The sequence below is a fragment of the Staphylococcus simulans genome (genome assembly GCF_003043455.1).
Taxonomy (GTDB): Bacteria; Bacillota; Bacilli; order Staphylococcales; family Staphylococcaceae; genus Staphylococcus; species Staphylococcus simulans_A.
The window spans coordinates 1-21,499 of record NZ_PZGG01000042.1; the positions used below are offsets into that span (position 1 = coordinate 1).

23 protein-coding genes are annotated in these 21,499 nt (G+C 37.0%); 5 read left to right on the forward strand and 18 right to left on the reverse strand.

The features are described from left to right. Window positions 1-181: 181 nt before the first annotated feature. Window positions 182-556 (forward strand): global transcriptional regulator SarA, encoded by a 375-nt coding sequence (gene sarA / locus BU038_RS08330; RefSeq protein WP_002481400.1) that lies wholly within the window; start codon window positions 182-184, stop codon window positions 554-556. 148 nt (window positions 557-704) lie between these two features. Here the strand turns inward: sarA and BU038_RS08335 are convergent, their stop codons facing one another. The 12 genes from BU038_RS08335 to BU038_RS08390 all read right to left on the reverse strand — a co-directional run bounded on the left by BU038_RS08335 (window position 705) and on the right by BU038_RS08390 (window position 11,750). After that, on the reverse strand, window positions 705-1,418 hold the full coding sequence (locus tag BU038_RS08335) for a hypothetical protein (RefSeq protein WP_107605635.1): 714 nt from the start codon (window positions 1,416-1,418) through the stop codon (window positions 705-707). A 116-nt stretch (window positions 1,419-1,534) separates the two neighbouring features. Further along, window positions 1,535-2,041 carry an SA0570 family protein gene (locus tag BU038_RS08340; protein ID WP_107605636.1) on the reverse strand — a complete coding sequence of 169 codons (507 nt, stop codon included), beginning with the start codon at window positions 2,039-2,041 and terminating at the stop codon, window positions 1,535-1,537. Window positions 2,042-2,207: 166 nt separating this feature from the next. After that, window positions 2,208-3,032, reverse strand: coding sequence for an alpha/beta fold hydrolase (locus tag BU038_RS08345; protein WP_107605637.1), 825 nt, complete (start codon window positions 3,030-3,032; stop codon window positions 2,208-2,210). After that, window positions 3,007-3,750 carry an HAD family hydrolase gene (locus tag BU038_RS08350; protein WP_107605638.1) on the reverse strand — a complete coding sequence of 248 codons (744 nt, stop codon included), beginning with the start codon at window positions 3,748-3,750 and terminating at the stop codon, window positions 3,007-3,009. The genes BU038_RS08345 and BU038_RS08350 overlap by 26 nt, the downstream gene beginning before the upstream one ends. A gap of 58 nt (window positions 3,751-3,808) precedes the next feature. Further along, window positions 3,809-4,756 (reverse strand): FecCD family ABC transporter permease, encoded by a 948-nt coding sequence (locus BU038_RS08355; RefSeq protein ID WP_107605654.1) that lies wholly within the window; start codon window positions 4,754-4,756, stop codon window positions 3,809-3,811. 1 nt (window position 4,757) lies between these two features. Further along, window positions 4,758-5,663, reverse strand: coding sequence for an ABC transporter substrate-binding protein (locus BU038_RS08360; RefSeq protein ID WP_107605639.1), 906 nt, complete (start codon window positions 5,661-5,663; stop codon window positions 4,758-4,760). Between the two features lie 136 nt (window positions 5,664-5,799). Then, window positions 5,800-7,464, reverse strand: coding sequence for an arginine--tRNA ligase (argS, locus tag BU038_RS08365; protein ID WP_107605640.1), 1,665 nt, complete (start codon window positions 7,462-7,464; stop codon window positions 5,800-5,802). Beyond that, entirely contained in the window at window positions 7,465-7,881 is a 417-nt protein-coding gene (locus BU038_RS08370) for a DUF1934 domain-containing protein (protein ID WP_002481392.1), read from the reverse strand. It lies immediately after the preceding gene. A 130-nt stretch (window positions 7,882-8,011) separates the two neighbouring features. Then, a complete protein-coding gene (locus BU038_RS08375; protein ID WP_107605641.1) occupies window positions 8,012-9,196 on the reverse strand; it encodes an amidohydrolase in 1,185 nt (394 codons plus the stop codon). A gap of 153 nt (window positions 9,197-9,349) precedes the next feature. Then, window positions 9,350-9,877 (reverse strand): YwhD family protein, encoded by a 528-nt coding sequence (locus BU038_RS08380; protein WP_107605642.1) that lies wholly within the window; start codon window positions 9,875-9,877, stop codon window positions 9,350-9,352. 64 nt (window positions 9,878-9,941) lie between these two features. Continuing rightward, entirely contained in the window at window positions 9,942-11,240 is a 1,299-nt protein-coding gene (locus tag BU038_RS08385) for an HD domain-containing protein (RefSeq protein ID WP_107605643.1), read from the reverse strand. A 33-nt stretch (window positions 11,241-11,273) separates the two neighbouring features. Beyond that, a complete protein-coding gene (locus tag BU038_RS08390) occupies window positions 11,274-11,750 on the reverse strand; it encodes a GNAT family N-acetyltransferase (RefSeq protein WP_107605644.1) in 477 nt (158 codons plus the stop codon). Window positions 11,751-12,175: 425 nt separating this feature from the next. Here BU038_RS08390 and BU038_RS08395 point away from each other — a divergent pair, with 425 nt between their 5' ends. Next, window positions 12,176-12,409, forward strand: a complete 234-nt coding sequence (locus tag BU038_RS08395) for a hypothetical protein (protein ID WP_107605645.1) — start codon at window positions 12,176-12,178, stop codon at window positions 12,407-12,409. A 145-nt stretch (window positions 12,410-12,554) separates the two neighbouring features. On the opposite strand, the gene BU038_RS08400 is transcribed toward BU038_RS08395, so the two are convergent. From BU038_RS08400 to pta, 6 genes are all read right to left on the reverse strand, one after another. Next, on the reverse strand, window positions 12,555-12,896 hold the full coding sequence (locus BU038_RS08400; RefSeq protein ID WP_107605646.1) for a DUF1450 domain-containing protein: 342 nt from the start codon (window positions 12,894-12,896) through the stop codon (window positions 12,555-12,557). A 161-nt stretch (window positions 12,897-13,057) separates the two neighbouring features. Next, window positions 13,058-14,134 carry a phosphomevalonate kinase gene (locus tag BU038_RS08405; protein WP_107605647.1) on the reverse strand — a complete coding sequence of 359 codons (1,077 nt, stop codon included), beginning with the start codon at window positions 14,132-14,134 and terminating at the stop codon, window positions 13,058-13,060. Then, complete coding sequence (gene mvaD / locus BU038_RS08410; protein WP_107605648.1) at window positions 14,131-15,126, reverse strand: diphosphomevalonate decarboxylase; 996 nt, start codon at window positions 15,124-15,126, stop codon at window positions 14,131-14,133. The genes BU038_RS08405 and mvaD overlap by 4 nt, the downstream gene beginning before the upstream one ends. A 5-nt stretch (window positions 15,127-15,131) precedes the next feature. Continuing rightward, the gene (mvk, locus tag BU038_RS08415) at window positions 15,132-16,055 is read right to left on the reverse strand and encodes a mevalonate kinase (protein WP_107605649.1); all 924 of its coding nucleotides are present in this window, start codon (window positions 16,053-16,055) and stop codon (window positions 15,132-15,134) included. Between the two features lie 461 nt (window positions 16,056-16,516). Further along, window positions 16,517-17,356 (reverse strand): lipoate--protein ligase family protein, encoded by an 840-nt coding sequence (locus BU038_RS08420; RefSeq protein ID WP_107605650.1) that lies wholly within the window; start codon window positions 17,354-17,356, stop codon window positions 16,517-16,519. Next, window positions 17,356-18,345, reverse strand: a complete 990-nt coding sequence (pta, locus tag BU038_RS08425) for a phosphate acetyltransferase (protein WP_107605651.1) — start codon at window positions 18,343-18,345, stop codon at window positions 17,356-17,358. Before pta ends, BU038_RS08420 begins: the two co-directional genes overlap by 1 nt. Window positions 18,346-18,513: 168 nt before the next feature. Here pta and hemQ point away from each other — a divergent pair, with 168 nt between their 5' ends. The 3 genes from hemQ to BU038_RS08440 all read left to right on the forward strand — a co-directional run bounded on the left by hemQ (window position 18,514) and on the right by BU038_RS08440 (window position 21,331). Beyond that, the gene (gene hemQ / locus BU038_RS08430; protein WP_107605652.1) at window positions 18,514-19,263 is read left to right on the forward strand and encodes a hydrogen peroxide-dependent heme synthase; all 750 of its coding nucleotides are present in this window, start codon (window positions 18,514-18,516) and stop codon (window positions 19,261-19,263) included. 808 nt (window positions 19,264-20,071) lie between these two features. Further along, a complete protein-coding gene (locus BU038_RS08435; RefSeq protein WP_107605653.1) occupies window positions 20,072-20,854 on the forward strand; it encodes a threonine/serine exporter family protein in 783 nt (260 codons plus the stop codon). A gap of 15 nt (window positions 20,855-20,869) precedes the next feature. Further along, window positions 20,870-21,331 (forward strand): threonine/serine exporter family protein, encoded by a 462-nt coding sequence (locus tag BU038_RS08440; RefSeq protein ID WP_002481378.1) that lies wholly within the window; start codon window positions 20,870-20,872, stop codon window positions 21,329-21,331. The last annotated feature ends 168 nt before the right edge of the window (window positions 21,332-21,499 follow it).

The following is a 21,499-nucleotide window of genomic DNA, read 5'->3' on the forward strand; positions in this document are numbered from 1 at the left end:
CCATTGTTTTATAATGTTTTTTTGTTTACATTTCATTTTTATTTAGTTATAATTAAATAAATAATAGGGGCAGGAATATTTTGATGCAATTGCATCTAGTCCCAATTATGAAATTAATGTTAATATTAGTCTATTTGCCAATAATACTACGATAATGGGAATGTCAAGGGAGGAAATACAAATGGCAGTATCAAAAATTAAAAATTCATCTGATCTTTTAGCAATGGTGACATATGCTGACAAGATGAAAAGCATTATTAAAAAAGAGTTTACAATCAGCTTCGAAGAGTTTGCAGTGTTAACTTTCCTTAGTCAATCAGATGACGAGGAATATTTCTTAAAAGATATTATTAATCACTTAAACTACAAACAACCTCAAGTTGTTAAAGCTGTTAAAAATTTATCACAAGAAGATTACTTCGATAAAAAACGTAACGAACAAGATGAAAGAACAGTTTTAATCTTAGTAAATTCTAAACAACGTGAAAAAATCAACGAATTATTAAATCGTATTAACGAACGCATTTTAACTGCAAACAAAGAAATCAAAATCTGATCAGCTGACGATAGATTATAAAGGATAATATAAAAAGCGTGATGCTTTGAATGAATGTCATTCAAAGCATCACGCTTTTTGTTTACCATGAAATACATATTTTGTTCTCGAACTTGTTGTCTATTTATTTCTCATATAGACACTTTTATTATTTTCCTCGTGTAGATAACTTGATTGAATAATAGATAATAACTGCCAAGATTAATACCCAGATAATAATTGTACCGATTTGCGCTATATTCGGGTCTAAAATAACCGCATCTATTGTTTTTTGTGCTAATAATAAACCTACACCTGTGAATTCAAAACGCTTATAATACAGTCCTAAACCAGCCATAATTAAGCCGAAAAAGAACACAAAAATATGCGCATATTTTGTTACTACAATAACGCCAAGATCAATATTCAAACCATGCAGTGCTACTAAAACAGCCGCTACAATCACAATTCCTATGCCTATCATTACTTCAGCTTTATTGCTGTATAAATAATTCTTTCGTACAATCCTGAAGTATACAAAAACTGTAATTGGGAAGATGATTAGACAATAGACTAATGATAATCCTGTCGCAGCCTGAAATGGCACAAATTGTTTATCGTAAAGGTAAGAGATTAATAAGAAATTGATAATGAAAAAGAGAATCGGATTCAGCTGTAAGCCAAATAAATTTCTTTGGATGGTTAAAATAATTTCTGCCGGTGCCTTTTTACGATATTCGATATAATCTACGTCATGCGCTTCAGATTTCGGTAAATCTTGACGAATTTTTTCTTTAATATCGTCAATCATGTTAGGCGCAATTCCTTTATAGTTGAAGTAATCACTAATATTTTCTAATAAAATTTTGTCATTCGGTCGCATGATGTGACTCCTTTAAATTTACTATCCTTACTAATTTATCATGGCACAGTTGCTTCGTTCAATCAATATAAAGAAGACAGGAGCGTGCAACACCCCTGCCTTTGTTTCATGTATACTTATTTACCAATATCAATGCGATAAAGTTTTAAGTTTTTATCTTTTGGTGATTGGCTTGTAAATTGATAAGAAGTATCTTTATCTTTAATGTAACCGAAGTTGCCAGTGACTTCATTATAGTTATATCTCCAAGTGACCGTATTGCCTAACTGTTTACGTACAGTATTAAAGCTTGGGCCATCTGCTTTGTTGTATTTCATCGTAACGTGCGTCACTTTGCCGTGGTCTTTTTGACCATCAGCTGTCACAATCATTAAGCCTTTGTCAGAGTTAAACTCATAATAATGTTTCGTTTTATCAGGTTTATAAGAATAACCTGTGAGTTTTTGTGATTTCAAAACATCTTGAATGTTTTGACCTAGCTTAACGCCTTCTAGAGAAGTATCTCCATGGTGGATTTGTTGAACGGTTTGAATCGTATTGCCAGACGCTGCATCTGCTTGAGAGATGCCGAGTCCAGTTACCACTGTTGCAGAAACAATAGCCGCTGAAAGTAATTTTTTCATAAGCAATAACTCCTTTGCTCTCTTTTTGTAAATTTCTTGTAACTTTTTCTGCGCTTATTACACTATACCCCTAATTACCATTGATGTAATCAGTCTCTAGATGTAATCTTTTGTAATATTGTATAATATTTTGGAGTTTAATTGCTAATATTAATGATTAAAAACTTTACTGTTGCGTAGGTACGCGTTTCTGCTCATCTTCTAACACTTCATTCACATTAATAAATGCTGTCACAGTTTGTAAGAATGCTTTCTTTTCTTCACCCATCGGATACAGTCCTGAATGTTCAAACGTTTCAACTTGTGCTTGAGCGATTCCTTTTGTATAGGTATCTAACTCTTGTGGTGTTAAACGTTCATCATATTTTCCGACAATTATTAATGTCGGTGCTTTAATTTGATGTAAATCTAAATCAATTTCAGTTTGTTCGAATGATTGTGCCACCGCTTCTTTTTCAAGTCTTGTCATTAATGTCAGTGTATCAGAAAAGTGTTTCAACATTTTCCCTGCTTTTTTTGGTGAACCATACGTATGTTTATCTAAGAACTTTTGTTGCTTGTTTTCTTCTAACGTTCTGATTTGATCTGCATATTTTCTATACAAACGTGCTTCTGGCAATTCTGATTGTAATGTTGCTGGGTTGATTAAAATAATACCATCGCTATATTCCGTATATTTAGAGGCAAAGTCTGCCGCAATTGTCGCGCCAAGTTCTTGACCAATGAAGAAAGCATGTTTGATATATAAGTAATCTAGTAAATCTTTAATATCTTCTGCGTAATCTGCAAAATCAATATTTAATGGTTTATCTGAGTAACCATGGCCTCGTAAATCTACGCTGACGACTTGGTAATCATATGATAATTGCGTCGCAATATCATCAAAAATCGAATAATTCTCAAAAGCGGAATGAATCAACACAACAGGTTGTCCGCTTCCTTTTGTTATATAATTTAACGTTGTATTATCCTTCGTCGTAAATAGTTCCATTTGCTTTTTCACTCTCCTTAGATTGTGGGGCTTCTTTCGGTAATATCTCTAACAGCTCTTCTAAAGTTGAAATCTCAAAGTCCATCTCTTCAGGTTCTGGCGCTAATTCTACTTCATCATCTTCATGATTGAACCATACACTGACCATACCCATTGCACGTGCCGGTGCAACATCATTTAATGCATCATCACCGACATACATCACTTCTTCAGGCTTAACATCTAATTGATCCATAATATCTTCAAAGATTTTAGGATGCGGTTTTCTAAATCCGACCATTTCAGAAGTGGATAAAAAATGAATATAGGATAAGATACCCAAGTTTTCTAAACGATATTGTTTAATTTTAGATTTACCATTCGCAATGACACCTGTCAAATAACCACGTTGAATTAAACGTTCTAGTGTATACTGTGTATCATGGTATGGGAAGACGTAACGATAAAAATGTGTTTCAAAATCGCGGAATAAATCTTTCCATGTTAAACGGTCAACATGGAATCGTTTGATAATCGCTTTATAAAGTTCAGGTTTATCATGATCTTCATCATCATCTAATTCAATAAACTGCTTTTTAAAATCACGCGCTTGAACATGAACTAAATAATCATGAAATCGTTCATATTGTTCTTCAATAAATTTTTCTCTTGATTTATTACGATCCAACAGCGTGCCTTCTAAATCGAATACGACCGCTTTAATCCCCTCTAAATTCATAAGCTTCTCTCCTATAAATGCCTATTTGGCATCTGTGATTATTTCTTTATTCATCAGATTATTCATACGAGTGTTTCTGGGTTGCTATTAAATACCCAAGTACAGGTATTCCTAATAAAGCAAGAATGATACTTGCTGGAATTTCAATCGGATTCCATAATTGTGCACCTAACGTGTCCGCAAAGACCATTACCGTGCCGCCGACAATACCGTTCAGCAACATTTGTACTCCTAATGTCGTTTGCGTCGTCCTTCTAATCAGTTGCGGTACAATCATACCGATAAAACCAATAATACCAGTATATGACACAATAATAGCTGTCATGATAGATGATAAAGTTAACACCATAAACATCATCTGTCTGACATTCAGGCTTAAAGAACGTGCTTTCAACGTTCCAACTTGTAATAACTTTACCTTTGGCAACAATAAGCCGAGTAATACGACACATAACATCATGATAGGTGCGATCACATATACTTCATGTAATTCCGCATTAGAAAAACCACCGAACATATACATCACAATACTTTTCATTCTGCGTTCATCAAGTAGAATCAATAGATATAAAAACGCATTGAATAATGCACCTATCATGATACCTGATAATATCAATGCACGCATCATATAACCTTGTGAAATTGCGGCAGTCACCCCTAAAACAATGGCTAAAGTTAACATACTTGCAACAATTGAAGCGAACGGAATCCATAAACTGCTTAAACCGATAAATACAGCTATACCGCTACCTAAAACAGAACCGCTCGCTAAGCCTAATGTCAGACTATCTGCAAGCGGATTATTCAACACGGTTTGAAACATTTGGCCGGCAATCGATAAACCGATACCAGCCAATAATGCTTCGAGCACTCTCGGTAAGCGCACTTCAAACAAAATACTATGATTTAAGGGGTCCGACCAGCTGCCTAAATTCCAAGATAAGCTGATTGCGATACTCACGATTAACGCGAGACACCATCCTATAATAATAGTGGTTTGTTTCATATTATTTTTCATCACGGTAAATCGCATCTCTCAATGCTTTCAGTCCTTGGTCGATACGAGGACCTGGTCTTGAAATCGTATCACCATCTACCGCTTCAATTCGACCTTTCTTCACAGCTTCTAAATTTTCAAAGCCGCCACGTTTACGAATTATTTTCAAATAATCCGAACGTGTGATACCTTCTGTCGTAATTAAGACATTCGGGTCATGCTTGATAATACTTTCTTTGCTGACTTTCTTCCAACCTTCTAGATCTTCAAAGCTGTTTTTCGCATGAAGCTCTTCAATCATATAGTTGAAGAACGTATTTTTACCAGCAGTATAAATCTCTGGTTCATGTGAAACTTCTAAAAAGACAGTTGGTGCTTTTTCATGCTTCGGCACATCTTTCAACACAGCATCGACACGATGTTTTGTGTCATAAACTAGTGTGTCGGCTTGAGATTCACGGCCTGTGATTTTACCGATTTGTTTGAACGTATCATAAATTTCATTAAAATTATGTGCTTCAGGTACATAGACGACTTTAATCCCTTTCTTTTCTAAATCGCCTAATACTTTATCGCCCATACCTTTTTGAGATTCATGCGCCAAAATCAAATCCGGCTTTGCTTTTAATAACTGCTCTTTATTGAGTTTCATCGCATCAAATTTCTGTTTATGTTTAACATCCTTTGGATAGTCATCCACTGTAGAAACACCTACAACCTCTTTACCTAAACCAAGTTGATAGAGTATTTCAGTGTTGCTTGGCATCAACGAGATAATACGATGATATTTTTGCGTTTGCTTCGTTTTTTCTTCTGATTGGTCTTTGTTGTCTGCTTTCTCTTTATTACTAGGCGCAGAACACCCAGCCGCAACTAAGATAATTAAGATTAAAAACACCCATAATTTCTGTTTCATCAATTTCTCCTCTTACTTGTAATGTAAATCTCATTTTAGCATATTTACGCGGGCTGAGAAGATGAATCTTACAAAAATTTTACAAGTTTAAAAATAAAAAAAGAAGCACCCGTCAAGAATGCTTCTTTATATAATCTTACATCGTATGCGGTGCAGTTACACCTACTAATGCTAAGGCATTACGTAATGTGATTTGTACTGCCGCAATCATAGAGACGTAAGCTTGAGTTTTAGCTTCATCGTCTGTTAAGACTTTGTCAGCGTTATAGAATTTATGGAACGCTGCTGCTAACTCTTGAATATAGTTTGTCACACGATGAGGTGCACGTTGTTCTGCAGCACTTTCAATCATCAGTTCAAATTCCGCAACTTTCTTCAATAAGTCAATGGCTTTATCGTTTTTAATAACACTGAAATCTGCATTTTCAGATGGCACTACACCACGTTCACCTGCTTGTTTCAAGATAGATGAAATACGCGCATGTGCATATTGTGCATAATAAACAGGGTTTTCAGCTGAGTTTTCTTTCGCAAGTTCCATGTCGAAATCAAAGTGCGTATCTGGACTACGCATTGTTAAGAAGTAACGTGCTGCATCAATACCGACTTCATCCATGATTTCACGTAATGTAATCGCGTTACCTGTACGTTTACTCATTTTAACTTCTTCGCCATCTTGCATTAAACGCACCATCTGCATGATTTGAATTTCAAGACGGTCTGCATCGATACCGTATGTTTCAACAGAAGCTTTCAAACGGTTGATATAACCATGGTGGTCTGCGCCGAATAAGTTGATTAAGATATCTTGGCCGCCATCACGGTGGAATTTATCATAGTGATATGCCACGTCTGGTAAGAAGTAAGTGTATGTGCCGTCTTTTTTGATTAATACACGGTCTTTATCGTCATTAAAGTCCGTTGTACGTAACCAAGTCGCACCGTCCGCTTCATACGTATGACCATTTTCTTTCATTAATTCTAAGACACGTTTGATTTCACCTGAATCATATAACGTTGTTTCACTGAACCAATCATCAAAGTGTGTATTGAAATCAGCTAAGTCTTTTTTAAGTTTTTCCATTTCATAATCGACACCTAATTGTCTGAACACTTTTAAGCGTTCATCATCAGGAAGCTCTTGTAGATCAGGGCGTTTTTCTGCTAAATCTTTACCGATATTCACGATATCTTTACCATGGTAGCCATCTTCAGGTAATTCTGCTTCTTTACCTAAAGCTTGATAGTAACGTGCTTCGATAGAACGCGCTAAATTCGTAATTTGGTTACCGGCATCATTGATGTAATATTCACGTGTCACATCATAACCAGCCGCATCTAAGATATTACATAACGTGTCACCTACTGCCGCATTACGCGCGTGTCCGATATGCAAGTCACCTGTCGGGTTCGCAGAAACATACTCCACTAAGATTTTTTGGTTCTTTTTCTTTTCAGAACGACCGAAATCTGTATCTTTCTCTAAAGCTTCAGGGATAATCGCAGTTAAGTATTGGTTATTTAAATAGAAGTTGATAAAACCAGGTCCTGCAATTTCGATGTTCTCAACGTTCGCTTTAGATTTATCTAAATTGTCCACGATCGCTTGCGCAATTTCACGTGGATTACGTTTTGCGATTTTCGTTAACACCATCGCAATATTTGTAGAGTAATCCCCATTTTTAGGGTCTTTCGGAATTTCCACTTTGACTTCAGGAACTTCTTCTGCAAGTCCAGCGGCTTTAACACTTGCTGTTATTTCTTCAATTAATGTTTGTTTGACTTGATCAATAATATTCACTTACTTCAGCTCCTTATAGGTAATTTGGTAAAGGTATGTGCCCATCTTCTCTTCGTTTTGAAAGAGTTCATAACGAATTTTAAGTTTTGATTGGTCTGGTTGTACGTAATGATGAATGCTTAAAGTGCGAATCGTTAAAGGAATTTTGCCCGTCGGTATCTCGTATAAAGATACGGTATCTTTTCCTTCAACAAAATGCAGGTTCTGTTTAATATTCCCGCTGCGCATTAATCTAACTTCATCTTCTTGAATTTTCAATGTAATATGCACTGTCAAGTCTTCAACTTGCTCATCATAGCGGATGAATTCAGCATTCCGCTTCTCTTGCCAAGTGCCATCTGTTTCAAATTCAAATTCATCAAACTCATCATCGCGTTCAATTGTCTGTAATGTTTGGATACGAATGTTTTGATTCAAAGACGCGCTCACCCTATTCTGAATTATTCATTAATATACCAAATTATAACATAAAGATACAGCGCACACAGTGACTAAATTCACACTGTATACGCTGTACATCACGAAATCAATTAAATTTTTCTACTTATTAAGATTCATCCTTCAAATAATCTAATACAACAGTCCCAACAGCTTCTGCCGCTGTCATCATTGAAGACTCGCTAATATTGAATTTAGGATGATGGTGCGGATAAACTTCACCTTCTTCAGGTGCTGCGCCTGCATAAATGAATACACTTGGTACTTCTTTCGCATAGTACGCAAAGTCTTCTGAAGGCGGCCATGGATCACAACGTTCTACTTTTTGAATCGCAGAACGCTCTGCGTTATTCAAGGTCTCAGCAACATACTCTGTAAAATCTGGGTCATTGTATACTGCTGGATAATCATCTAGATACTCATAGTCGCATGTTACACCGAATGTTGTTTCTAAACCATCAACGACACGTTGTAACTCTTGTGCGATTTTATCTTTCGTTTCATCATGCAGACCGCGTACGTCACCTTCAATTTCTACTTTATCTTTAATAATATTGAATTGACCTTTCGCATCGAAAGAACCGATAGAAACGACACCCGTTTCAAATGGACTGATACGTCTTGATACGACACTTTGTACCGTTGTCACAAAGTTCGCACCCGCTACAATCGCATCATTTGCGTCATGCGGAGAAGAACCGTGTCCACCTTTACCGTGAATGACTAATTTAAAGTAACCACGTGCAGTTTGTACATTGCCTTCACGATAATAAATCGTACCACGTTCACCATTACTCATCACATGCACACCTAAGACATGGTCTACACCGTCTAGGACACCGTCTTTAATCATACCGATGGCACCGCCTGGCGGCATTTCTTCAGCAGGTTGATGGATTACGACCACTTTCCCAGAAAATTGATCTTTCATTTCAATCAGTGTTTCAGCCAATATCAACATATAAGCCGTATGTGCATCGTGTCCACACGCATGCATCACACCTGGATTCTCTGACGCAAACGGCAACCCTGTTGCTTCTTCAATCGGCAAAGCATCAAAGTCAGCACGAATCGCAATTGTTTTTCCTGGTTTCCCACTATCTATTGTGACTTTCACCCCGTTGTCACCGACGTTTGTTTCAACTAAGCAATCCTTATCTTTATAGAAATCCGCAATATACTTCGGTGTCTCTACCTCTTTAAACGATAACTCTGGATGCGCATGTAAATAACGTCTGATTTCAACCATACGTTCTTCCTTGTCTTGTAATCGTTGAATTAATTCTGAACTCATAGACTCCGCTCCCCTTTGTTCGATTATTGTGATTATTCAAAATATAATACTTACACTCTAACATATTTATCCAATTTACGTGCAAAATGACTTTGGTTGAGAAAGAAAAAACAGAAACCACATCATGTGATTTCTGCCTTTGTATAACTATTCTTATTTATCGTGTAGTGCTTCTTTTAATTCATCACTTGAGTTATCCCACATGTCTTTATCATGATTTTTTAAGAACTCACGGATAATTTCAATATTGTCATCACCAATATGGTCAATGACAATTTTATGTTTCATGGATTTATCCATCATGTTGACATGTTCAGGCATACTCTTATAGCCTCTGCGGATTTTCTTGTTCACTAATAAATAACAAGCTGTCAATCCAGCATAATAAGCACCTTGTTCACCACGTTCAGTCGTTACCCAGCATAACCAATAAGCTTTCGCTTCAGGACCTTCTACAGTTTCTTTATCTGTAATCCATTTAACGCCTTTTTCAACATCCGCACGAGCATGCATCGCGCCAATATCAATAAATGCTTCTTTTTCTTGTAAATCTATAAATACAGGTGCAACGTTATCCAAACTGATTGCCCCGATATTCGTTCCTTTATGGCCATCTAACGGGTCATTTTTAATAATATTGAATTGAAAACCCTTTTTGTCTGCCACAAGCCACACCTCCATTTTTAATTACCTTTATCTATTTTACCGTATCATCTGATACTTTTCGAACACAATTGTTTAACTATCAGTTCAATTCATTCAAAATACTGAGAATACGTTCTCGGATTTTGTCATCTTCAATATGATGAACCAATTCCTTAGGATAATATAATTTATAATCTTGGCGATTAATGCCTGTAATACTTTGAATAATCATAGATTGGCCGCTGATTTCTTTAATATTGCCATTACGTTGCAGTAAATGAATTGGTTGGCGATTAGACCCTGGACGGTCATAATCATAAGGCAAATCAGAGAAAGATTCGCTGACGAAGTAATAATCTGGATTAATACCACCTGCTTCAAACAGTTCTCTTAATTCATTCATCGTAATAATCGAGCCGTCAAACGGCAGATGTTTAAATAAATCACGGTTAATAAAACGGCGTGCTAAGTCGCTTAAAATGGCATCATCTTCTTTAACCCAAGCTTTCAAGTAATAAAGTACCACCGCTTCATCCAACTCTACGTATTGTTCAATCGTCATTGTCCCTTCAAAGAATGGAATAAAGTCTTTTGGGAACAACTTAAATTGATAGCCTGATTCATATAATTCTTTCGCACGTTTTAAACAATTGTTTAAAATCACTTCTCCTGCACGACTCACAGGATGGAAATAAATCTGCCAATACATTTGGTAACGACTCATAATAAAGTTCTCTACCGCGTGCATACCGCTTTCTTTAATCAGCACTTCATCTTTGGTTGGACGCATCAATCTTAAAATACGTTCCATATCAAACATGCCGTAAGAGACTCCTGTAAAATAGGCATCTCGTTGTAAATAATCCATACGGTCTGCGTCAATTTGGGATGAAATCATAGAAATTACCAGCTTGTTCGGATGCGTTTTATTAATAACATCTGCGACAGCTTTCGGGAAATCCGGTGATACTTTACTTAGCACTGCATTAACTTCTGTATCGCCTGTAATAATCGCTTGTGTAAATGCTTCATGATCGGTATTGAAGATTTTCTCAAAGCTATGAGAGAACGGACCATGGCCTAAATCATGAAGGAGTGCTGCACATAAAGCCAACAAACGGTCCTCGTTATTCCATGCTTCACGCCCCGCAAACGATTCATCGATAATACGACGTACAATTTCATAGACGCCAAGTGAATGGCCGAAGCGGCTATGTTCTGCCGTATGGAAAGACAGATACAACGTCCCGAGTTGTTTAATACGACGCAAGCGTTGAAACTCTTTTGTCTTCACTAAATCCCAAATCACTTGGTCTTTGACATGGATATAGCGATGAATCGGATCTTTGAATACTTTCTCTTCATACAATTTTTGAGTACCGTAATCTGTCTCCGCCATGAGCATCCCTCCATCGTGTTAACGTCATTTTCATTAAAATGCTTTCTTCATCAAGGCAAGGTCCATCACTTCACCGTAAACTTCACGGTTGTAAGCACGTACCATTTCAAAGCCTTGTTGACGGTAGTATTCAACACCCTCTTCGTTTTGGTTATCCACTTCAAGATACACTGCATCATATTGTCCTTTAAAGTGTTCTAACCCTTTCTCAAGCAACGCTGTCCCATAACCTTTACGTTGTGCTTTAGGGTGAATATAATGTGCAGATAAGAAGAGTTCACTGCCGTTAATAAAGTTCGCAAACCCGACAATCTCGTCATCTTCTTCTGCCACTAAAAATAATTGTTCTTTTAATCGTTTAAGCAAATGTTGCTCGTTATAAGCTGCTGTGAGCAATTCATTCACTGTTGTCGCAGCATAAATATTTAAATACGTGTCATACCATGCTTTTGTTGCCACATCTCTGATGCCGACAACATCTGCTGGTGTTGCTTCTCTCACTGTACGCATCGTTAATCACGTCTCCTTACATAGTTCAACTTTCAAAATGAATAAATTAATTATATCATATAGTTTCTCAAATTGTGGTAAAACGCACTCTCATTTTACCTTGTATTTATCATGTTTACCCTGTTTTTGCATTGTCTTTAACTTTTACTTTCAAAGCCCTTTTTTCATACTCTGATTTTTATTATACTTGAAACCTCTTTACTAGATATTTACTCGATAAGCAAAATTTATGAAGTTGCTCTAACCCATATCGTGTATTAATTCCACCCTATTTACACTAAAATTGAACAAAAAGTAAAGTTTTTGTAAAAAAGATGAATAACTTATATATAAGCGGGGTATATGAATTTTGCAAGAAGAAACTCAAGGTACCCTATCTAATTAAGCTTAAGGGACTAAAAAATTCAATAAAAGGTGATTAAAATATGGATGATACGAGCTTTGGTAACATTTATATTGACTCACAACCTGTTACGTTAGATTGGGACACTTTAGTTACAGATGAATCAGAAATGGTGGTAGATGGTATTCCACCTTCACTGATTGATAAATGGGTGAAACGTAAAGAATTAGTACCGTCTTATACTAAAGATAATTTACGTCATTTCTATACTAAAGATGTCTTAAATGCGTGCAGATCCTATGTGGAAGTTTATTAAGAATCAAACATCACGAGTGCAGTCACATCACGTTCATTAAACAGTCAATATAGAAACGAATCTCGCGATAGTTATAACGATAAGAAAGCAGGCCCGTTGTCTGGTAGCACACCAGTCATACGGGCCTTTTTTATACTTTGTATCATTATTTCGCTTGTTTACGTTTGGCTAATTTTTCTTTTAATTTTCGATCTTGTTCTTCTTTTCTGCGTTTACGTTCTTCATTACGTTTACGTAAACGTTCTTCCTCTTCAGGGTCGCGAGGTTTTTGAAGTTGCTTCTCAACTTTTTCCATCAATTCATCTTCCGTCAATGCGGCTAATGGACGGTTATTCACGAAAGCAAATGTCTTTCTGCGACCTGGACCGCAGTATGATTGGCAGCCCACCTCTATTTCGGCATCTGGATCTAGTTTTTTTAGTTTCTTTTCTAGGGATTTGCAATTTACGGCTTGGCAATCATCACAAATCAAAAATTTGTTTTTCACTGCTCTGTCCACCTCACTTTATCTCTATAATTTGTTTTAAACTATTTCAACTTTATCTATTTTACTCTTTTTCCGTAATTTTTCAAGCAACGATTTTGTGACCGCTTTAAACATCAAAAAACTGCCGCACCGTAAGTTGACCGGTGAGACAGCCTGATGTCTTATTGTCCTTGATAAACATGGAAAGGTAAAGGTTTTATATTAGATGCTTTCCAGCTTTCATAAATGGACTGACGATGTTTTGAATTTCCGATAATTGCGATACCGCAATCTCCGCCGCCTGCACCTGATGTTTTGGCAGCTGCGCCGTAGGTTTCTGCGATGTCACATAGTAATTTCAATTGTGGTGTTTCGATGTCTACAATTGCTTGTTTGTCCATCATTTGGATGATTGAGCGGTTGCGTCTAATCATCGCTTGTACACCTTTTAGGTTGTTGGTTTTAAATGCGTAGATGAGACGTTCTACACAAGATTGCGATTGTTCTAGGAAACGGCTGTAGAAATCAGGGTCTGATTTGAGACGCTTCACTTCACTGACTAAGTAGGGAGAGGAGGCGGGTGAGCCGGTCCAGCCGATTAAGACTTCCATGTTTTCTGGGGCTTGAAGCGGTTCAGTATACAAACCTGGCCAGTTTTTCTTCACAACTTCAGCGACAGATGAAGTCTCAATCTGCTGCATGACCCAATCATGATCAAAGGTACTATACGCAAGCCATCCTGTGAAGACACTGACTGCGATATCACCGCATGAACTTAAACTTTGTAGTTTCATATTCGCAATGACCGCTAATTTATAAATGTTTAAATTAGCTAAGTCTAATTCATAAAATTCATTTAAAGCTTTAACCACTGAAACCAATACTGCAGCACTTGAGCCCAAACCATATTTATGACCCGAAGCATCATCTAAGTTACTATCAATGACTAAATTAAAGTGTTTTAATGATTTACCGCAGCTTTTAGCATATTGTTCAAATACCTCTACAGCTGTAATGACATAAGCTAATTGTTTCGCCGCATCTGCATCAGATACAGAAATCTTATCGCCTTCTCTATGGAAGGTAATCGGTTCATGGTGTAATGTTTTAGAATGGATAGAACCGCCATTGTCTCCAGAAGCTTCAATGCTGGCAGTAACGAAACGATTTACCGCTATTAAGACAGATTTATAACCGGGTTCTGTTACCGCATATTCACCTGCAATATAAAGTTTACCTGGGGCTTTGACTTGAATCATAGCTCATCTTCCTCATTTATAATTTCAACGCCTGTACCGATATCACTTGCGATGATTTGGTCTGAATCAAAATACGTTGTTAATTTATCAATCACAGCTTGTTGATGTTGTTTTTGGACTAACACTTTTACATTCGGTCCTGCATCCATAGTAAAGTACGCTGGCAGACCTGCTTCACGACATTCATGCACTAAAGCCATCGCATCATAACTTTCAGGTACCAAATATGTAAATGGCGGTTGTGCACCTAAGTTTGTCGCATGCATACGTAATCCATTTTCTTCAAAGACACGGCCTAAACGGTCGAAATCTTTATCGGCAATGGCAGCTTTTGCTTCAGCAATATCCGCTTCTACATGATCTAACCAATACTGATAGAAACGTGATGTATTTCTTGTCAACGACATCCCTGCACGACTTTTAACCTTCTTAGATTTTTGATTAATGACCACAAAAATCATTGCTAAATCATCTTCCCAATGATCTGCATCAATCGCATGTGCATAAGATGTTTCATCATCATGTCCTTTTTCCCATTCTGCAAATCCGCCAAAGATACTACGGCTTGCTGAGCCTGAACCACGACGTGCTAAGCGTGACAAATCTTTATCAGAAAGATTCATCTCTAACGCTTCATTACATGCGGCAGCTAAAGCCGCAAAGGCACTTGCTGAAGAAGCTAAACCAGCAGCTGTCGGTACAAAGTTAGTACTATCGATACGTGCATGCAATTCTGTACCTGCACGCTCTCTGACTAAATCTAAGTATGCTGAAATCTTCTGAGTCTCTTTTTCATCCACTTCCTCCCCATTTAAGAAGAAGTAGTCTCGATCTAATTGCGCATCAAATGTTGCGCGTGTCTCTGTATAAAATTTATCTAAAGTTAACGATAGACTGTTATTCATCGGAATAATCAATGCTTCGTCAGCTTTCCCCCAATACTTAATCAGCGCAATATTCGTATGCGCTCTCGCTTTGCCCGTCTTCACCAATTGAATTAACCTCCTAAATTCTCAATCCATGTATGTTGCGCGCCTGCTTCTTTGACTGCTTGAGCAACTTTTTTCGCTGTCGCATAGTCTTTCACTAATGTAATCACACTGCCGCCACGTCCGCTTCCTGTCAATTTCCCAGCTACTGCACCGGCTTGTTTCGCCACTTGCAGTAAACGGTCAATCTTCGGATGACTGACAGTTAATGTAGATAAGTATGTTTGACACTCATTAAAAATCTCTGCTAAAGATTCAAAGTTATGTGTATTAATCGCTTGATTTGCTTTGTGAACCAAACGTCCAATACGCTCTATAAACGCCATGTTTTCTTGATTATTTTTCACTAATTCATGGACGTCACTGACAGCTTCTTTGGTATTCCCTTTTATACCTGTATCTAAAACGACCATATATCCTGCCACATTTAAAGTTTTTAAAGGGGTAAAAACGCCTTCTTGGAACCAAGTCGGCTTATTAGAAACAATCGTTTGTGCATCAATACCGCTTGGTTTACCATGTGCAATCATTTCTGCCCAATTTACATGTTCAATCAATGTTTCATCTGATAACGGCTGATTCATAAAATCAAATGCTGCTCTCGTAAAAGCAACCGCTACTGCAGCGCTAGAACCTAAACCTCTTGAAGGCGGTAATTGTGCATCGATTTTTATCATCACAGGTGATTCAATATGATTCTCTTCTTCGAATCTGCTGATTAAGGCATGTAAATGTTCAGGGGCATCTGCAATTTCGCCTTCAAAGACATCACTGATCATTGTTGACACTGCCAATTCTGGCATTTCTTCAATTGTAACTGTTACTTTTCCAGAAGAAAATGGCATCGCAATCGCAGGTTGTCCAAATGTTACCGCATGTTCCCCTACTAATATTATTTTCCCATTAGATTCTCCGTAGCCTGTTCGTGTCATATCGCATCACCTTTAGCACTTTCCTAGTTTGTCATGGTATATCTATATTGCATCCTGTTTCTCTGCATGTTGAAATAGCCAGTCACTCTCTTTCACGAGTCTGATCGAAAATGACAGGATTGAAAGGCGCATATTACGTCTTTTTGTCATTGATATACCCATAATTTATTTCCGACATTCTATTTTTTTATCAAATAACTCTTTCTCTTTTGATATATTTATTCAAATACCGTTTTATTATACCCTATTTTCTGCATTGTTTTATCATACCTAGGTTGTAAAATTAATACCTGATATTAAACTACTTCCCCATTTTACCGAAAATCGTTTATGATTTAAACGATTTGTTCATATATCGGTCATAATTTTCACTTTCATGGGTAAATTACAAGAATATTTTTTAAGCAATACAATATAAAAGGGATGCACCTAGCTTTTCAGCTATTTACATCCCTTTGTGCTTAATCGTCCATTTTTGCGTTGATTTTAGCATTACGTGCAATCATGCGTTCGAAATATTTTTCAAAACGTTCCCATTCTTCATCACTGATAGGTTCCATATTCAATGTTCCACCTAAATCCTTGATAGCATAGAGTAGTTTAAACATCACATCTTGAACTGTCAGCTCATGACTGAACAAGGTTTCAAGCGAAGCCATACAAGATGGATCGATATCTGGATATTTAAACTTTGTTTCTTCGCCTTGTAGAGCTCTGTCATAGAACGCTTTCATCATTTCAGCACGTTCTTCACCTGAACCTTCCACACACAAGTATACTTGAACCGCAATGCCGCCTCTGACTCTGCGTTGTGAAATACCCGCAAATTTCTTATCGTTAATGCTCAAATCAAATTTTCCCGGGCAATAAGAACGTTCAATTTCTTTCGTTTCAATTTTCACATGTTCATCTTCGAACATTTTATCTACAACTAAATACAGTAAATTGAATGCTTCATCAATTGAAACTTCAGTCTTTCCTTTAAAAATCAACGAAAAGTTTAAAATACCTTGGTCTAAAACAACACCTAAACCGCCAGAATTACGGACAATCACATTATAGCCGCGTTCATCGACTAAATAACGAATGCCTTCTTTCAGATGCGGCAGACGTGCATCATGTGTACCTAAAATAACGGTATGTTGATGAATCCAAGTGCGGACTACACTGCAAGATAAATCCTTGCCCACACTTTCTGAAAATGTGTCATCAAACGCAAAAGATTGCATTGGCGCAAAACCAGTTGAATGGTCTACATAGCGCCAATCTTTACCGTCAAAATAACGTTCAGCTAAATCCATTATTGTAATGTTTGTGCTGCAGTGATGATTGATAAGTTATATACATCTTCAGTTGAGCAACCACGGCTTAAATCGTTTACTGGAGAATTTAAACCTTGTAAAACAGGTCCGATTGCTTCATATCCGCCTAAACGTTGTGCAATTTTGTAACCGATGTTACCTGCTTCTAAGCTTGGGAATACGAATACATTTGCGTCACCTTTAATTTGTGCATCTGGTGCTTTTTTAGATGCAACTTCTGGAACGATTGCTGCGTCAAATTGGAATTCACCATCGATGACAACGTCTTTCAAGCCTTCTGATTCAGCTTTTTCTTGTGCAGCTTTTGTTGCTTCCGCTACTTTTTCAACATCGTCTGATTTCGCTGAACCTTTTGTTGAGAAGCTTAATAACGCTACTTTAGGGTCCATGCCGAAGCTTTTCGCTGTTTTTGCACTTTCTACTGCAATTTCAGCTAAGTCTGTTGCTTCTAATGTAGGGTTGATTGCACAGTCGCCGAAAACATATTGTTCTTCGCCTTTAATCATGAAGAACACACCTGATGTTTTCGCAACACCTGGTTTAGTTTTGATGATTTGTAATGCTGGACGAACTGTATCGCCTGTTGAGTGTGCAGCACCGCTGACTAGTCCTTCAGCTTTACCTGCATAAACAAGCATCGTACCGAAGTAGTTTACATTGTTAAGCATATCTTCTGCTTGCTCTTTAGTCGCTTTACCTTTACGACGTTCTACAAATGCGTCTACTAATTCTGGTTTCAAGTCGCTTGTTGAAGGTGTGATAATTTCAATACCTGAAATATCTAAATCTTTGTCTTTCGCTAACGCTTCAATTTTGTCTTTATCACCTAATACAACTGGTGTTACAAAATCTGAAGATTGTAATTTTGTTGCTGCAGTCAATACACGTTCGTCTTCACCTTCAGGTAATACAATACGTACATTTTTTCCTGAAAGTTTGTCTTTCAATACATCTAATAAACTAGGCATAATATCCTCCTTGAAAATCTCGCTTTTTAATATTTTTTCATCCATAATTATACGCCATTTACGAAGTAATTTCCACGTTCCGACCTCTAATCGATTTGTATGCTTTGTCTCTGCCTTTATGATAAAATTTGAATTGAATTAAAAGATATTTCAAAAGGAGCGATATTAATGAGTCAAGCAGCAGAAACATTAGATGGTTGGTACAGCCTCCATTTATTATATGCAATCGATTGGCCGACATTACGTCTTGTACCTAATGAAGACCGTCAAGAAATTGTCAAAGAATTCCAAGACTTCTTAGATAAATTAGGTTCAGTACGTGAGCATCATAACGGTGATCATGTACTTTATAACGTCACAGGTCAAAAAGCTGACATTTTACTTTGGGTATTACGTCCTGAAATGCAGGAACTGAACGCAATTGAATTAGCTTTAAATAAATTACGTATTGCAGATTACCTAATTCCTACGTACTCATACGTTTCTGTGATTGAATTAAGCAACTATCTTGCTGGTAAATCAGATGAAGACCCTTATGAGAACCCTCATGTGAAAGCACGTCTTTACCCTGAATTACCAGAAAAAGAATATATTTGCTTCTATCCAATGAACAAACGTCGTAACGAAACATATAACTGGTACATGCTTTCAATGGAAGAACGTCAAAAATTAATGTATGACCACGGTATGATCGGACGTAAATACGCTGGCAAAATCAAACAATTCATCACAGGATCAGTCGGCTTCGATGATTACGAATGGGGCGTTACACTATTCTCTGATGACGTACTGCAATTCAAAAAAATCGTTTATGAAATGCGTTTCGATGAAACAACAGCACGATACGGAGAGTTCGGCAGCTTCTTTATTGGTCATAGATTACCAGAAGACACTCTAGAAAAATTCTTTAGTATTTAAGCAAGACCAACAAATTAATATAACGAAACTCAGGGACTGACATCGATGTCAGTCCCTTCTTTCATATAAAAACAGCACCTGTTCTAAACTCAAAGAACAGGTGCATCTCTATGTATCAACCTCTCCAAGGGCATACGGGTAAAGCGTGCGTTATAAGAAGGAAGAGAACTCTACAACGCCCCTCTCGCTGTAAGTTCTCTTCAAGTAATCTATAGTTATGGTGTTATTCATTAATTAAAGCAGAAGACTAGACCAGCATTAAGAATTGAACGACACCTATGTACCACATGTACGCTGTCGATACAGCCTGTACGTTAGCGGCACGTTCTTCGGCATCATCCACTCTTAATGTCGGTAGCTTCTGCCGTCTAAGCGTACACATGTATGGCTTGAAATACAGTGCCGCTCATCCCTCGTGTAGTGTCCTTGGAGAACTCTGCCACTACTTGTTTAGCTGGTTAACTGATAAGCAGCTACTGTCGCTACTCAGTTAACATGCTTTAACAGCTAACCATTATAACTTTAACCGTTTAGAAATATTTGAAACATTAGATATAGTATGCAAGTATATTATGATACTTAATTAGAAATAATGAACATAATATTTTACATTTATCATTTATTGTTCTCATAAATCATTTCCATCCCGTACGCTTCCTTCTATATCAACGTTGTTGAAAAAGTTTTACATAAACGAAAAGAAATCTTAGGTTGTTTCTGTAAGTATTTTCCGACATAATAAGTATACTAATTGAATTTTCTAAAAAGTTTAAAATTACATATACAACAAAGGAAAATGAGTGATGTTATGGAACTAGATAATAGAACAAGTTATATAGAAGATACCCCGAAAGAACGCCTTGCGAAAGATACTATTATGTTAGCGGGACGTATTTTATTAGAATCTGGCGCTGAAGGTACACGTGTAGAAGGAACAATGACACGCATCGCCGAAACGCTTGGCTTCTATGAAAGCAATAGCTTCGTCACAAATACAGTTATCAATTTTTTATTAGATAATCAAACGACACCGCGTATGTATCGTATTGAGTCACGTGATACCAATTTAATCAAAATTTCACAGACAAATTCTGTTTCTCGTAAACTTGCGTCAGGAAAAATCGGCCTAGAAGAAGCATATGAAACACTAAAAAAGATTTATGATGAAAAACAAACCCATGATTTAATTTATAAAGGCATCGCAGCTGCCATTATTTCAATCAGTTTCTTATATTTACAGACCGGTAATTTTGTAGATATTGTTGCCACTATTTTTGCTGGAAGTTTAGGTTATTTATTAGTCGAAATGTTATACCGTGCGAATTTAAAAACATTATTTATCCCAGAGTTTTTAGGTTCTGTAGTCATTGGAGGCATTGCGATACTCGGTCATAACTTAGTACCAGACGGATCGCTTTCTGCGATTATCATCGCAGCCGTCATGCCGATTGTACCTGGAGTCTTGATTACGAATGCGATTCAAGATTTATTCGGCGGTCATATGATGATGTTTACAACCAAATCTTTAGAAGCATTAGTGACTTCATTCGGCATCGGTGCCGGAGTCGGCACAATGCTATTAATATTTTAGGAGGGTGATGACAAGATGCTATTTTGGATTTCACATTTTTTCTTTAGTTATATTGCGTCACTGTTCTTCTGTATTATATTCGATGCGCCGAAACGCATGTACTTTTATGCAGGTTTCGTAGGTGCATGTGGTTGGACAGTCTATATCATTTTATATTCCGGACTCCATATTCATACAATCTACGCCTCTTTCTTTTCAAGTCTCACATTAGGCTTAATCAGTCATATTATGGCACGTTTAAAGAAAGAACCTGTCATTATTTTTATGATTCCTGGTATTATTCCTTTAGTACCCGGAGGTTTAGCTTTTGATACAACTAAAAGCTTGATTATACTGCAATTCAGCAAAGCTGTACCCACAATGTTAGAGGTTACTTTAATCGCTGGAGCCATCGCAATGGGCTTACTCTTTGCGGATCAAATTGCACGCTTAGTCATTACTAGTAAAAGCAAGCTAACTCCTAAAACAAAACATTAACATTTAGATACAAGAACACCCAATAAAGCAATGATACCTATAAAGCTTTATTGGGTGTCTTATTTTTTCAAGATAGAGATCACTATCCCAAAACGACCAATCAAATAAAAAAACAATATAAATACACTTGAATAATATCGGTAATAAAATTAAAATATAGATGAAGGG

Excerpts from the sequence above, each read along its gene's own strand:
- mvk (WP_107605649.1), bottom strand. The coding sequence starts at position 16,055 with ATGACACGAACAGGCTACGGAGAATCTAATGGGAAAATAATATTAGTA.
- BU038_RS08355 (WP_107605654.1), bottom strand. The coding sequence starts at position 4,756 with ATGAAACAAACCACTATTATTATAGGATGGTGTCTCGCGTTAATCGTG.
- BU038_RS08340 (WP_107605636.1), bottom strand. The coding sequence starts at position 2,041 with ATGAAAAAATTACTTTCAGCGGCTATTGTTTCTGCAACAGTGGTAACT.
- BU038_RS08440 (WP_002481378.1), top strand. The coding sequence starts at position 20,870 with ATGCTATTTTGGATTTCACATTTTTTCTTTAGTTATATTGCGTCACTG.
- BU038_RS08380 (WP_107605642.1), bottom strand. The coding sequence starts at position 9,877 with ATGGAGGTGTGGCTTGTGGCAGACAAAAAGGGTTTTCAATTCAATATT.
- BU038_RS08360 (WP_107605639.1), bottom strand. The coding sequence starts at position 5,663 with ATGAAACAGAAATTATGGGTGTTTTTAATCTTAATTATCTTAGTTGCG.
- BU038_RS08385 (WP_107605643.1), bottom strand. The coding sequence starts at position 11,240 with ATGGCGGAGACAGATTACGGTACTCAAAAATTGTATGAAGAGAAAGTA.
- BU038_RS08375 (WP_107605641.1), bottom strand. The coding sequence starts at position 9,196 with ATGAGTTCAGAATTAATTCAACGATTACAAGACAAGGAAGAACGTATG.
- pta (WP_107605651.1), bottom strand. The coding sequence starts at position 18,345 with ATGCCTAGTTTATTAGATGTATTGAAAGACAAACTTTCAGGAAAAAAT.
- BU038_RS08345 (WP_107605637.1), bottom strand. The coding sequence starts at position 3,032 with ATGGAACTATTTACGACGAAGGATAATACAACGTTAAATTATATAACA.
- BU038_RS08350 (WP_107605638.1), bottom strand. The coding sequence starts at position 3,750 with ATGAATTTAGAGGGGATTAAAGCGGTCGTATTCGATTTAGAAGGCACG.
- BU038_RS08390 (WP_107605644.1), bottom strand. The coding sequence starts at position 11,750 with ATGCGTACAGTGAGAGAAGCAACACCAGCAGATGTTGTCGGCATCAGA.
- hemQ (WP_107605652.1), top strand. The coding sequence starts at position 18,514 with ATGAGTCAAGCAGCAGAAACATTAGATGGTTGGTACAGCCTCCATTTA.
- sarA (WP_002481400.1), top strand. The coding sequence starts at position 182 with ATGGCAGTATCAAAAATTAAAAATTCATCTGATCTTTTAGCAATGGTG.
- BU038_RS08420 (WP_107605650.1), bottom strand. The coding sequence starts at position 17,356 with ATGGATTTAGCTGAACGTTATTTTGACGGTAAAGATTGGCGCTATGTA.
- BU038_RS08435 (WP_107605653.1), top strand. The coding sequence starts at position 20,072 with ATGGAACTAGATAATAGAACAAGTTATATAGAAGATACCCCGAAAGAA.
- BU038_RS08335 (WP_107605635.1), bottom strand. The coding sequence starts at position 1,418 with ATGCGACCGAATGACAAAATTTTATTAGAAAATATTAGTGATTACTTC.
- BU038_RS08405 (WP_107605647.1), bottom strand. The coding sequence starts at position 14,134 with ATGATTCAAGTCAAAGCCCCAGGTAAACTTTATATTGCAGGTGAATAT.
- BU038_RS08395 (WP_107605645.1), top strand. The coding sequence starts at position 12,176 with ATGGATGATACGAGCTTTGGTAACATTTATATTGACTCACAACCTGTT.